We start from the raw sequence: 13,148 nt of genomic DNA, 5'->3' as shown, positions 1-13,148 counted from the left end.
ATCGGCCGTCCGCCGTCATGGCGGCGGCCAAACCAGAGACACCGCGAGCCCGGGACGCCAGCGTCCCGGGCTCTTCAATTCATAAGACGACAGCCGCGAGGGCCCGACCGGCCGAGAAGGCCTAAGCGAGAAGGTCGGGAACGACCGCCCCGCGGCCCGGTCCGAGCCCGGAGAGACGATGGTGCGCAAACCCCAGGAATCCACAGGCCCCTCGCAGCGCCAGCAGCGCGTGGCCGAACTCGTGCGGCACGCCCTGGCCGAGGTTCTGAGCCGCGGCGACGTCCAGGACCCGGTGCTGAGCCAGCACGTGATCACGGTGCCGGAGGTCCGGATGTCGCCGGACCTCAAGCTCGCCACCGCCTACGTCATGCCGCTCGGCGGCTACGACGAGCGCCCGGTGATCGAGGCGCTGGAGCGCAACAAGAAGGTCCTGCGCCAGGAGGTGGCCCGCCGGGTGGCGCTGAAATTCGCCCCCGACCTGCGCTTCCGCCGCGACGAGACCTTCGACGAGGCGGCGCGGATCGACGCGCTCCTGCGCAGCGACAAGGTCCAGCGCGACCTCGGGGCCGACGAGGAATCCGAAGACTAGGCATTCCCCGCCGAATCGGTCACCGGTTCGGCGACGAGGGCGAGGCGACGCCGGCCGGTCGGAGACCCGCGACCCGGCATTCGCCTGCAGGCGCCCGGGCCGCTGAACCGGCGGACGGGCGAGGACTTGAGACACCACAGGATCGGCAGGGTCGACAAGCGGGCGGCACGTCCCGCGGTGGCCGCCGTTCGAGAACGGACACACGGATGACGATGCACGAGGATCAGCCCGCCGAGCCCGCGCCGCAGGCGACCCGCCCCGCCCGCGAGGACGCCCCGCGCCAGGATGGTCAGCGTCAGGAGGGGCAGCGTCCCGACGGCCAGCGCCCGGAGCGTCCGCGCTACGACCGGCCGCGCGGCCGCGGCCGTCCGCCGGGCGACCGGCCCAAGCGCCGCGAGATCAGCGGCTGGGTAATCCTCGACAAGGGCGTCGGCATGACCTCGACCCATGCGGTCGCGGCGGTCAAGCGCGCGCTCAACGCCAAGAAGGCGGGCCATGCCGGCACCCTCGACCCGCTCGCCTCCGGCATCCTGCCGATCGCGCTCGGCGAGGCGACGAAGACCGTGCCGTTCGTGATGGACGGCCGCAAGGCCTACGTCTTCTCGGTGACCTGGGGCGTCGAGACCGACACCGACGACGCCGAAGGCCGTCCGGTCGCGACCTCCGACGACCGCCCCACCCAGGAGCAGGTCGAGGCGATGCTGCCGCGCTTCGTCGGCGCGATCGAGCAGGTGCCGCCGCGCTACTCGGCGATCAAGATCCAGGGCGAGCGCGCCTACGACCTCGCCCGCGACGGCGAGGTGGTCGAGCTGGTCGCGCGCCCGGTGCAGATCGACCGGTTGGCGATCGTGGCGCACACGCCTGAGCGCACGGTGATCGAGGCCGAGTGCGGCAAGGGCACCTATGTGCGGGCCATCGCCCGCGACCTCGGCCGGGCGCTCGGCTGCTACGGCCACGTCTCGGCCCTGCGCCGCACCCGGGTCGGCCCCTTCGCCGAGGACCAGTCCTGCACCATCGGGGCTCTGGAGGCCGCCGAGGCCGAGGCCAATGCCGCCGTGCTCCGCCCGGTCGAGACGGCGCTCGACGCCGTGCCGCACGTGCCGGTCTCCCGCGACATGGCGATGCGGCTGATGCGCGGCCAGCCGGTGATCCTGCGCGGCCGCGACGCCCCGACCGAGGGCAAGGCCTACGCGACCTGCGGCGGCGTGCTGGTGGCGGTCGGCGACGTCGAGCGCGGCGAACTGGTGCCGCATCGCGTCTTCCACCTCGGCGGCACCGCCCCGCGCAACGGCTGAGAGAGGGCAGGGCGATGACCGAGGGGTTCGAGGCCGATCCGCGGGTGCTGTGGAGCGAGGACGTCCTGCGCTACCGCGACACCGATGCCAACGGCCACGTCAACAACGCGGTCTTCGCCGCCTTCTGCGAGAGCGGGCGGGTGCAGTTCTTCGCCCAGCACCTGACGCCGCTGCTCACGCCCGACACCTTCTTCGTCATCGCCCGCTTCGTCATCGATTACCGGGCGGAGCTGCATTATCCGGGCCGGGTCCGCACCGCGACCTGGCTGTCCCGCACCGGCCGCACCTCGCTGGGCTTCCGCCATCGGATCCTCACCGGCGACGTCGTGGCGGGCGAGGCGGAATCGATCTGCGTGCTGATGGCCAAGGATACCCGGCGGCCGGCGCCGCTCGGCGCGGCCGGCGAGGCGGCGGCGCGGCTGGTGATCGAGGCGCCGGCGGGGTGAGGCGGGATGGGCCTGGGGTTGGCTCGCCGCTTCATGCCAGCGGCCCAAGAGGCTGATGCATCGACTCGATCGCGGGCAGCACGCTACACGACAGTGGCGCGAAGCCTGTCGGCATGGGCTCTCCCACCCGCAACCTCATCCTGAGGTGTCAGTCGATCGAAGATCGACTGACCTCGAAGGAGGGATCCAGGTGTTGCCGCGATCACTGGAAGCCTACTTCGAGGCTTTTGCGTGTTAACCTGGGGCATGCTTGAGCACAATTTTCCAAGCAAGACTTGAGGCCAATTAATTAATTCTGCTTCAAGTATCATCCTCAGGTGCTACTGCGTGATGGATGCTTCGAAGGAGAGCTCCAGAGAGGCTTGATACTTCTGAAGCCCTCCTTCGAGGTCAGTCGATCTCCGATCGACTGACACCTCAGGATGAGGTCGTGGGTGGGACAAGCCGGAGGCAGGGAGCGGGGGCGGCGAGCCGCGCTCACCACGCTCCGGTTACGGCCCGTTCGCCTCCGGCGCCCTGGGGCCCTGGCGGCGCGCCTCGTCCTCGGCCTTGTGGCGGGCCTCTTCTGCCGCACGAGCCGCCTCTTCCGCCCGCTGCCTGGCTTGCCGGGCCTCTTCGGCCACTCTCGCGCCTTCGGCCGCGCGCGCCTCGTCCTCGGCCTTGCGGCGGGCTGCTTCGGCCGCTTTCGCCGCTTCGGCCGCCCTCGCGGCTTCCGCCGCACGCGCCGCCTCCGCGGCCCTGGCCGCCTCCTCCGCCCGCTGTCTCGCCTGCCGGGCCTCCTCGACCGCCCGGGCGCGGTCGATCTCCAGGCGGCTGCGGCGGCGGGCGAGTTCGTTGCGGTCGGCCTCGACGGTCTCGATCTTGTCCAGCTCGCGCTGAAGCACCACCGCCGCCAGCAGGTTGCCGAGCGGGACGACGTCGAGCTCGCGCTGCGGCCGGGCGAGCGGGCCGGCGAGGGCGAGGCCCAGCGTCGGCGCCGGGGCGGTCCAGGCCCGGGGCGTCGTGGTGGCGGCGAGCGTGCCGCGGGCGTCGAGGCGCCAGCTCTTGGCGTCGACCTGCACTAGGCCGGTCCAGGTGGCGGGACCCAGATCGAGGGTCAGGCTTCCGGTGCGGAGAACCCCCCCGACCATCGAGGCCGGCACCGAGACGGGGCCCGCCAGCACCAGCGGCCCGCGGTCGAGTTCCTCCGACACCACCCGCTCGACCCGGCCGGCCCGCAGCGGATCCTCCTCGGCGAGCAGCCGGGTCAGGGCGCGGGATAAAGCCGCCGGGTCGAGATCCTGGAGCGTCAGCCCGGCGAGTTCGAGCGCCCCGCTGCCGGCGAGGTTGCCGACGAGGGCCGCCGGGCTGTCGCCCGCCGCGCCGAGGCGCAGGCGCAAGGAGACCTGGCCGCGCAGGGCGTCGCCCCCGGTGAGGGCGTGAAGGGCGGCTGCCGTCAGGCTGCCCTCGGCGGATACGGTCGCCTGGGTGCCCTGGCGGGCCAGGGTGGCGCTGCCGGTCAGACGCCCGCGGGCGAGGCCGGCGGCGAAATCGCGCAAGGAGAGGCCGTCGGACCCGAGCCCGAGGTCGAACCGCGCCCAGTCCGCCGCAAGGCCGCGGCCGAGATCGAGCCGTCGCACCGTCATGGCGACCTGCCCGGCTACCGGCAGGGCGGGAACCGCGCCGAAGCGGGCGGCGGACCAGGAATCCTGGCTCGGCGCCGCCCCGGGATTCAGCACCAGCGCCCCGGCCAGCCAGGGCAGGGAGAGCCGCTCCAGCGACACGCTGCCGGCGATCTCGCCGCCGGCCGGCCGGGTCAGCGTCGCGTCGATCGCCGAGCCGGCGACCGTGCCGGTGACGACGAGGCGCGGGACCTCGCCGGTGCGGCCAAGGCCGAGGCTCAGCCGCGCCGGCACCGGATCCGGCAGGGCGGGGCCGCCGCCGAGGAGCCCGGCCAGCGGCCGCAGGTCGGGCGCCGCGAGGGTGAGCGCCCCGTCCCGGGGCGGGCCCGAGGCCGGCAGCAGCAGAGGCCGGGCGGTGGCGATGGCGGCCCCGGCGATCTCGGCCTCGAGGGTGAGGCTCAAGGGGCGGGTCGCGTCGGGCCCGTCCGTTGCGGACCGGCGCCCGACGAGATGCAGGGTCGCCGGCATCGACAGCGCCGCATCGGCCGGCCGGCCGAGCCAGCGGCCGGAGGAGACGCCGTCGAGGCGGGCATCGAGCTCGTCGAGCCGCCCGGTCCGGGCGGCGAGCGACAGGGCGAGGCGGCCGCCGGCGGCGCTGCCGCGGGCCTGGCCGCGCAGGCGCTCCGCATCCGACCCGGAATCCCGCTCCAGCGTCACGTCGAGGGCGACCGGGCCGTCGCGCAGGAATCCCGGAAGGAGCCGCGCCTCGTCGACGAAGGTGCGCGAGACGAGATCGATCAGCGGGGCGGCGACCGGGGCGCTCACCCGCCCGGTGATGCGCCCGGCCCCGTCGGCGCCGATCCGGCCCGAGAGGCTGGCCCTGGCTCCGGCGAGGTCGCGCACCTCCAGGCTGTCGAGGCGGAGCGCCGCGCCCTCAGATTGCAGGCTGGCGGCGATCTCGCCGGTGCGGGTGCCGGTCGGGCCGTAGCGCAGGTCGCGGGCGAGCAGGGTCAGGCCGACATCGTGATCCTGAAGGGCCGCGATGGCGCCGCGCATCGGCGGCAGCTCGGCGATGTCGAGCCCGTCGGCGATGATCTGGGCGTCGAAGCGCGGGCGGGCCTGGTCCGGCCCGGCCGGGCTGTAGCGGGCGCTGCCGGTGATCTTCGCGGTCCCCAGGGCCACCCGGGCATTGCGCAGCGACAGCACCGGCAGGGCCGCCGCCACGTCGGCCGCCGCCGAGAACGGCCGGCCGTCGAGGAGCCCGGCGAGCGGGCCGCTGATCCCGAGACGGTCGAGGAGGCGGGCGAGCCGGTCCGAGGCGGGGGCGTCGACCGCCGCGTGGCCCGAGAAGCCGCCGCTCGGCGTCACCTCGCCGTCCAGCGCCAGCTTCAGGCCCCCGGCGGCCGTGCCGGCGAGGCGCCGCAGGGTGACGGCGCCGGAGGGGCGCAGCACGGCGCTCAGGGACGCCCCGCTCCACTCCTCGCGGGCGAGCGTCAGGCTGTCGACCGCGACGTCCAGCGCCAGGGTGCCGGGCAGGGAGGCGGGCGCCAGGGCGTGTCCGAGCACCGCCTGGCCGGTGGCGCTCATCAGGAAGCCGTCGAGGTCGAGGCGGCGGGCGTCCAGGCTCATCGTCGCCCGGGCGGTGGCGAGATCGAGGCTGCCGCGGCCGGCAAGGCGCAGGGGCGATTCGCCCGGCACCTCGACGGTCAGGCTATCGAAGGTGGCGAGCCGGCCCTTGGCCTTGAACGCGCCCTGGAGCGAGAACGGCAGGGCGGCTCCGGCGACCTGCGCCGGCGGTCCCACCACCAGGCGGGCGGTGCCGCTCGCCTCCGGCACCCCGCCGCCCTCCGGGCCGGCGGCGACGCTCACGCGGGCGTCGAGGTCGAGCCGGGGCACCGTGTCGCCGCCGGCGCCGAGCTTCACCGGCACCGCCCCGTCGGGCCCGGCTGCCCCGGTGGTGAGGCGGAACGGCACCGTCTCCACGGTGCCCTCGGCCCGCCACGGGCCGGCGAGGCTCGGGGCCGAGAGCCGGACGGTCTCGGCATAGACCTGGTCGGTGCGCCCGGTCGCCGCCACCCGGGTGGTGACGAGGAGCTGCGACACCCGCAGGTCCTCGACGGCGAGATCCCGGCCCTCGGCGAGGGAGGGCAGCGGCAGGAAGCTGCCGGCCTCGGTCATCGGCAGGGTGACCTCGCCGCGGCCGATCCGGGTCTCGGTGAAGCGGATCTCGCCGGAGAGGAGCGGGGTGAGGGCGATCTCGGCCTTGACGAAGCGGGCATCGAGGGAGGGCTTGTCCCGCCCGGCCGCGAGCCGCAGGTGGTCGATCCGCAGGCGCGGCGAGGGCAGGAGGCGCACCTCGAGCCGGCCGTCGCTCTGCGCCTCGACCCCGAGCGAGCGGCCGAGCGCCGCGTCGAAGGTCGAGCGGTAGGCTTCCCACGGGATGAAGGGCGGCGCGATCAGGGCCGCGGCGAGGATCAGGATGACGAGGCCCGCCAGGGCGGTCAGGATGTCGCGCACCGTGAAGCCATCCGTGCCGCCCCGCGAGGGGAGCGCCGCCCCTTCCGTCGACGACCCGGCGGGCCGTACCCCGATGACCGCGCTAGCATATCGGCATCGGAAACGCGGCCGAAATCCGGCACGACCACGCAGCGAGACCCGCCCGCCGATGCGCCCGCGCAACGCTCCCACCCGGCCTGACACCCGGCGCCGGGGCTGTTAGAGCGGCGGCTTGAGAATGCAGATGGACCCGATGCGCTACTATCTCGGCCTCGCCACCACCTTCCACGACCCGGCCCTCGCCCTGGTCGGGCCGGACGGCACGGTGCTCTTCGCCGAGGCGACCGAGCGCTACCTGCAATACAAGCGCGCCCCGAACTGCGAGCCGGATTCGGCGCCGCGCATGGCCGGCCTGCTCAAGGCCCACCTGCCGCCCGGCGCCGAACTGGTGATCGCCACCACCTGGGGGCCGGAATTCAGCCGCTACCTCGCCGACCAGGCCGGGGCCGGGGCCTTCGGGCTCGAGGCGCTCAACGCCCATTCGCCGGCCCTGAACCGCTCGCTGGTGCCGGAGCGTTCCGAGCGCACCTTCATCGCCGAGCTGGCGCTGGCGCAGGGGAGGGCCGGCTACGGCACGCTGCTCGGGCTCGACCGGGCCCATGGAAACCGGGGTTCCGGCGGCCGTTCCAGCATCGCGGGCCTCAAGCGCTATCCCCACCACCTGACCCATGCGGCCTACGGCCTGTGGGGCTCGCCGTTCCGGGACGCCACCTGCCTCGTCGTCGACGGGATGGGCGAGACCGGCGCCTCGGCGATCTACCGCATGGAGGCGGGGCGCCTGATCGAGGTGAAGCGCCATCGCGGGCGCGAATCGGTCGGCTTCTTCTTCGGCTTCGTCACCGACCTCGCCGGCTTCGACCAGGCCAAGGGCGAGGAATGGAAGATCATGGGGCTCGCCCCCTATGGCCGTCAGGACCCGGAGCTGATGGCGCTCCTGCGCCGGCTCTACAGAATCGAGACCGGCCGCCTGCGCTTCTCGGACGCCGCCACCGTGCAGGCGGTGGCCGAGGCGATCCGCGCCCGCCGCCCTCCGCAAGCCGACGAGGACGGCTGGGCGGACCTCTCGGCCTGCGGCCAGGCGATCTTTTCGGAGATGATGGACGTGCTGGTCGCCGAGGCGTGGCGGCTCAGCCCCCACGAGAACCTCGTCGTCACCGGCGGCTGCGCGTTGAACTCGTCCTATAACGGAAAGCTGCTTGGTAACGGAAAGCTGTTTGGGCGCAGCGACTTCCGGCGCCTCCACGTCCCCTCGGCGCCGGCCGACGACGGCAACGCGCTGGGGGCGGCCTGGCTCGCCTTCCAGGAGGACAATCCGGGCTGGACCGGGCCGGGCGCGCTCGCCACGCCCTATCTCGGCTCGCGGGTCTCGACCGGGCCGCTGGAGCGCATGGTCGATTGGGAGCCGCGCCTGCGCCGGCTCGGCCATGACGGGGTGACGCAGGCCGCTTCCGGCATCCTGGCGGCGGGCGGGCTCGTCGGCTGGGTGCAGGGGCGGGCGGAGTTCGGGCCCCGCGCGCTCGGCAACCGCTCGATCCTGGCCGATCCGCGCCCCGCCGACGCCAAGGCGATCCTGAACGCCAAGGTGAAGTACCGCGAGGCGTTCCGGCCCTTCGCGCCCTCGATCCTGGCCGAGGCCGGGCCGGACTGGTTCGAGGATTACCAGGACAGCCCCTACATGGAGCGCACCCTGGTCTGGCGCCCGGAGATGCGGGAGAGGGTGCCGGCGGTGGTGCACGAGGACGGCACCGGCCGGCTCCAGAGCGTGACCGAGGACCGCAACCCGGCCTATGCCGCCCTGATCCGCGCCTTCGCCGAGCGGACCGGCGTGCCGATCCTGCTCAACACCAGCTTCAACGTAATGGGCAAGCCGATCCTCCACACCGCCGAGGACGCGATCCTGATGTTCTCCACCACCGGGCTCGATGCCGTGGTGATCGAGGACTGGATCCTGGTGAAGGACGGGGTGAAGACATGAGAAGGGCCGGCCCCGCCCCCGGGTGCCGGCCCCTGAACTCCCGGAGAGGCTGCGAGATTTACTCGCAGACCTCGACGCGCTTGTAGGTGAAGGACTCGTCGTCGAGCCACACCTTGCGGCGCTCGAAATGGCAGATCGGGCCGCGGCGCGGGCGCACGTACACGGTCTCGGGCTCCTCGACATAGACCCGGCGCGGCGGCGGCGCGGCATACATCGGCGGCGGCGGGGGCGGCGGCTGCATGCCGTTCATGAGGGCGCCGGCCGCGACGCCGCCCAGCACGCCGGCGGCCGCGCCGCCGATGATCGCCGCGCCGACATTGTCGCGGGCCTGGGCCTGGGGGGCGGCGGTGACGATGAGGGCGGCGACGAGCGCCGCGCCCGCGCCGAGGCGCGGAAGGCCGTAAGAGGTCGGAGCGCGCACGCTGAGGGTCTCCCGAAGGTGTTGGCGCGAGAATGCGAGGAACTGCTTAACGAAGTGCCAAGCTTGCCGCCCGACCGGGAGGTCGGGCACGGCCCGGGGCCGACGAAAGCCTCGCGCCGTCGGCCCCGAGAGATGAGGGCGGTTTGCGGCGATTTCCGGGTATGCCCGAGCTTCCACAGGGGGTGTGTATTCCGGGTCACGGTGGCGCCGGGCTCAGGCCGACGCGAAAAGGGCCGCCCTGGGGCGGCCCTTCGGTCGGATTACAGGTTCATCAGGGCGCTCGCGGTGCCGGCGACCGTCATGGCGAGGCCGCCGGCGAGCACTCCGATCATGCCGTAGGACACGGCGCGCAGGAGCGTCATCTCGCTCATCGTCGCTCCCGTCAGCACCGGTAGCCGCCCGTGGTCTGGCCGTACTGCTTGACCGGGAAGTTCTGCTGCTTGGCGTTGCCCTCGGCGGCCGAGCTCATCGGGCAGGCGCCGTAGAACGGCACGCTGGTGTTGGCGCGCCCGCCGATCGAGCCGGTGGTCTCGACGTCGCGGGGCCAGAACACATTGGCGGGGCCGTTCGGGCCGAAGGCCATGGCCGAGGAGAGCGGGGCGGCCACGAGGGCGAGGGCGGTGACGGCGGCGGCGATACGGGTCTTCATGTGAATTCAATCTCCGGTTACTGAGGTGGCCGGGGCTTGTTGTCCCTGTGCCTTTCGATGATTTGAATATAGTTGGCCGGTCACCGCTGCGATGTGTCCCCGCGCACGCGGGATGATGGAATAAAAATCGGCAGAACTGGGCGGGCGGATGGGGAGCGGGGCCGTTCGCCGGCCGCTTCGGTCACGCTGCCTCTCCGGCATGCGCTGCGGGCTGCGGATCGTCACAGCGGCAGGTGCGATGGTGCGCGCTGGATGCGGCCGTGACGGCACGTCTGCTGCTCCAGCGTTTCCCACCCGCGAACCTCATCCTGAGGTGCGGGCGATCGAAGATCGCTGAGCCTCGAAGGAGGGCTCCAGATGTCGCTGCGATCTCTGGAGCCCTCCTTCGAGGTCAGTCGATCGTTGATCGACTAAATAGAAACTGTCTCTACGGCCTTGATTTCGCACGCAAATCCAAGGCGCTCGATTTGCCGGGCGAGCGCCTTGGCGCGGATAGTCGGGGCACCCTTGCGGCCGTGGTCAGGCCCGGGATCGATGTATGCCGTGCCGGTTTTGAGCATGTGGTAGATCGCCGTCAGCAAGGAGGCGGCGACCGCGCAGATCGCCTTCTTGGGGCCACGCCGGCTGCGCAGACGCTGGAACTGCGTCCTGATGGAGCTCGTCTTCTTGCGCACCCCGGCCCAAGCCGCCTGGACCAGCGCCGTCTTGAGCCAGGGCGCGCCCTTGCGCAGCCGCGTCGAGCGCCGCTTGCCTGCGCTCTCGTCGTTTCTCGGGCACAGCCCGGCCCAGGAGATCAGGTGGCCAGCGGTCGGGAACCGGCTCATGTCGGGGCCGATCTCGGAGAGGATCACCTGCGCGGTGAGGTCACTGATGCCCGGGATTGTCACCAGCAACTTCACCGCCTCCCGGAAAGGGCCGAGGTCGCGCTCCACCTGTGCGTCGATCTCCGCGATCGCCCGCCCCAGCCCGTCGTACTGGCGCAGATGCACGCCCAGCAGGAAGCGATGATGATCCCCGATCCGGCCCGTCAGCGCGGCACGGATCGCCTCGGGCGCCGCCTTCACCCGCGGGCTGACCAGCGCCTGCAACCCGGCTGGATCGCACTCGCCCTTGACCAGCGCATCGAGTACGGCGCGACCGGACTGGCCCATGATGTCGGTGAGCACCGAAGCGAGCTTGAGGTTGGCTTCCTCGAGCGTTTTCTGAATGCGCTGGACGTGGCTGGCCTGCTCGCGGACCAACTGCTTGCGGGTGCGCAGCAGGTCGCGCATCGCCTGGGTCTGGGCCTCGGGCACGAAGCTGGCGCGGATCAGGCCGTGGGCGAGCAGGTCGGAGAGCCAGACCGCGTCGGCCACATCGGTCTTGCGGCCGGGCACGTTCTTGACGTGGGCGGCGTTGGCCAGGATCAGGGTGCGGCTGTCGGCGTCGAGCACCTGCCAGACCGGGCGCCAGTAGATGCCGGTGGCCTCCATGGCAACGTGGGTGCAGCCCTGCTCGTCGAGCCAGGCGGACAGGTCGAGCAGGGCGGGCGTGGTGGTGGCAAACGTGCGCACCTCGCTTTGAACCTCGCGGCCTTCGGCCAAGCGGATGGCTGCGACGACGGTGTCCTTGTGAACGTCGAGGGCGGCGCAGCGGGGGTAGAGAACCTCCGTCACGATCTCCTTGCCGTCAGGCCGTCGGCGCAGGCTCCCGTGAGATCAAATCTAAATAGCGCGCTCCGGGGCTGGCCCGAGGACCGGCCCGTGACGCAAACGGGGGGACTGAAGAGGAGCCCGGATCCAACTGATACGCGGGGTCTGGCACACCAAGAACGAACCGATCTCTCCGCCGACGGCACATCCACTATGCCATAAGTTTCATCCGCTGGGGACGGCGAAGCCGGTGACGAACTGATACCAACGGTCGTTGGAAACGACCTTTGGTTCCGTTCTCGAATTTTCGTCAAGCCTCTGGCTTGGCATAGAAAATTCGAGATGGCTCAATGGCCCGATGCGTCAGCATCTTGGGCCATTGGTATGACACCTCAGGATGAGGTCGAGGGTGGGAGAGCCCCAGGGCCGGCAGGCTTCAAGCACTGTGGTGTACCGCGGTCCTCCCGCTCGACCATTCGCGGGCGGAAGAGATGTCTTGCCCTATCGCCCGTCTGGGACGCCGCGCATCGCCGGATTCGTCCAGCCCCCCGGTCGCCCTCGGCGACGTTGCCTGATAGCCTTCCGGAAAAGGATTCGTCAGGGAGGGAAACGGCGATGGCCGAGAGCGACCAGTTCGAGAAGGGTCTCGAGGTCCGCCGGGCGGTGCTCGGGGCGGATTACGTCGATGCGAGCCTCGCCAAGGCCGACGATTTCATGATGGCGTTCCAGCGCATCACCACCGAGTGGTGCTGGGGCTATGCCTGGACCCGCGACGGGCTCGACCGCAAGACGCGTTCGATGCTCAACCTCGCGATGCTGACCGCCCTGTCGAAGCCGGCGGAACTGAAGCTGCACGTCAAGGGCGCGCTCGCCAACGGCGTCAGCGTCGACGAGATCAAGGAGATCCTGCTGCACGCCACCGTCTATTGCGGCATCCCGTCCGGCCTCGAAGCGTTCAAGGCCGCGCACGAGGTCCTCAAGGCCGAGGGCGCCATCCCCGACAAGGCCTGATCGGGGTTCATCCGGGAAACGCCAGGACAACAGGATCACGTTCGCCATGAACCTCGCGCCATGAACCTCGCGCCATGAACCTCGATCGTTCCTCCGCCCGCATCGCGTTCCTGGGGCTCGGCAAGATGGGGCTGCCGATGGCGAGCCGGCTCGTGGCGGCGGGCTGGACGGTCGCCGGGTTCGATCCCTCGCCGGCCGCCGCCGACGCCTTCGCGGCGGCCGGCGGCCGGGCGGCACCCTCGGCGCGGGACGCCGCGGAAGGGGCGGGCGTCGTCGTGACGATGCTGCCGGACGGCCGTGCGGTGCGCGCCGTCCTCGTCGGGCCGGACGGCGTCGCCGGGCATCTCGCGCCGGGGGCGATCGCGATCGACATGAGTTCGTCGGCACCGGTCGGCACCCGGGAACTCGCCGACGACCTCGCCGCCCTGAACGTCGTGCTCCTCGACGCGCCGGTCTCCGGCGGGGTGAGGCGCGCGGTCGACGGCACCCTCGCCATCATGGTCGGCGGGGACGCGACGACTGCCGCAGCCGTGAGGCCGCTCCTCGACTGCCTCGGCGCCTCGATCTTCGAGACCGGGCCGATCGGCTCCGGCCACGCCATGAAGGCCCTCAACAACTACGTCTCCGCCGCCGGCCTCACCGCGGCCTGCGAGGCGCTGCGGATCGGCGCCCGCTTCGGCCTCGATCCCGAGCTGATGACGGACATCCTCAACGTGTCCACGGGCCGCAACAACGCGACCGAGGTCAAGCTCAAGCCGTTCGTGATCCCCAAGGCCTACGCCTCGGGCTTCTCGATGGCGCTGATGGCCAAGGACCTGCGCACGGCGGACGATCTCGCCCGCCACGAGGGCATCCCGGCGCCTCTGTCGCGGACGATCGCTTCCCTGTGGCAGGACGCCCTCGACGAACTCGGGACGGAGGCGGACCACACGGCCATCGACGCGTTCCTGGCCACGCGGCCGGCTCGGGAATGA

10 protein-coding genes are annotated in these 13,148 nt (G+C 72.1%); 6 read left to right on the top strand and 4 right to left on the bottom strand.

Annotation, left to right across the window (positions count from 1 at the left end):
* Positions 1-181 precede the first annotated feature (181 nt).
* From rbfA to F1D61_RS17530, 3 genes are all read left to right on the top strand, one after another.
* Complete coding sequence (gene rbfA, locus F1D61_RS17540; RefSeq protein ID WP_432443313.1) at positions 182-589, top strand: 30S ribosome-binding factor RbfA; 408 nt, start codon at positions 182-184, stop codon at positions 587-589.
* 212 nt (positions 590-801) lie between these two features.
* Positions 802-1,884 carry a tRNA pseudouridine(55) synthase TruB gene (gene truB / locus F1D61_RS17535; protein WP_203159128.1) on the top strand — a complete coding sequence of 361 codons (1,083 nt, stop codon included), beginning with the start codon at positions 802-804 and terminating at the stop codon, positions 1,882-1,884.
* Positions 1,885-1,898: 14 nt separating this feature from the next.
* Positions 1,899-2,330, top strand: coding sequence for an acyl-CoA thioesterase (locus tag F1D61_RS17530; protein WP_203152957.1), 432 nt, complete (start codon positions 1,899-1,901; stop codon positions 2,328-2,330).
* Positions 2,331-2,821: 491 nt separating this feature from the next.
* On the opposite strand, the gene F1D61_RS17525 is transcribed toward F1D61_RS17530, so the two are convergent.
* Positions 2,822-6,448, bottom strand: coding sequence for an AsmA-like C-terminal region-containing protein (locus tag F1D61_RS17525; RefSeq protein ID WP_203152956.1), 3,627 nt, complete (start codon positions 6,446-6,448; stop codon positions 2,822-2,824).
* Between the two features lie 232 nt (positions 6,449-6,680).
* On the opposite strand from F1D61_RS17525, the gene F1D61_RS17520 reads away from it, so the two are divergent.
* Positions 6,681-8,462, top strand: a complete 1,782-nt coding sequence (locus tag F1D61_RS17520) for a carbamoyltransferase family protein (RefSeq protein WP_203159127.1) — start codon at positions 6,681-6,683, stop codon at positions 8,460-8,462.
* Positions 8,463-8,520: 58 nt separating this feature from the next.
* Here F1D61_RS17520 and F1D61_RS17515 read toward each other — a convergent pair whose 3' ends face one another.
* The 3 genes from F1D61_RS17515 to F1D61_RS17505 all read right to left on the bottom strand — a co-directional run bounded on the left by F1D61_RS17515 (position 8,521) and on the right by F1D61_RS17505 (position 11,187).
* On the bottom strand, positions 8,521-8,883 hold the full coding sequence (locus tag F1D61_RS17515; protein ID WP_203152955.1) for a hypothetical protein: 363 nt from the start codon (positions 8,881-8,883) through the stop codon (positions 8,521-8,523).
* A gap of 382 nt (positions 8,884-9,265) precedes the next feature.
* Positions 9,266-9,532, bottom strand: coding sequence for a hypothetical protein (locus tag F1D61_RS17510; RefSeq protein ID WP_203152954.1), 267 nt, complete (start codon positions 9,530-9,532; stop codon positions 9,266-9,268).
* 410 nt (positions 9,533-9,942) lie between these two features.
* On the bottom strand, positions 9,943-11,187 hold the full coding sequence (locus F1D61_RS17505; protein WP_203152953.1) for an IS110 family transposase: 1,245 nt from the start codon (positions 11,185-11,187) through the stop codon (positions 9,943-9,945).
* Between the two features lie 591 nt (positions 11,188-11,778).
* On the opposite strand from F1D61_RS17505, the gene F1D61_RS17500 reads away from it, so the two are divergent.
* Together F1D61_RS17500 and F1D61_RS17495 are read left to right on the top strand one after the other, a co-directional pair.
* Positions 11,779-12,174 (top strand): carboxymuconolactone decarboxylase family protein, encoded by a 396-nt coding sequence (locus tag F1D61_RS17500; RefSeq protein WP_203152952.1) that lies wholly within the window; start codon positions 11,779-11,781, stop codon positions 12,172-12,174.
* Positions 12,175-12,248: 74 nt separating this feature from the next.
* The gene (locus F1D61_RS17495) at positions 12,249-13,148 is read left to right on the top strand and encodes an NAD(P)-dependent oxidoreductase (RefSeq protein ID WP_203152951.1); all 900 of its coding nucleotides are present in this window, start codon (positions 12,249-12,251) and stop codon (positions 13,146-13,148) included.

The sequence above is a fragment of the Methylobacterium aquaticum genome (assembly GCF_016804325.1).
GTDB classification, from domain to species: domain Bacteria; phylum Pseudomonadota; class Alphaproteobacteria; order Rhizobiales; family Beijerinckiaceae; genus Methylobacterium; species Methylobacterium aquaticum_C.
Note: the sequence above shows the minus strand (reverse complement) of the source record. Positions and strands in the feature narration are given on the sequence as shown.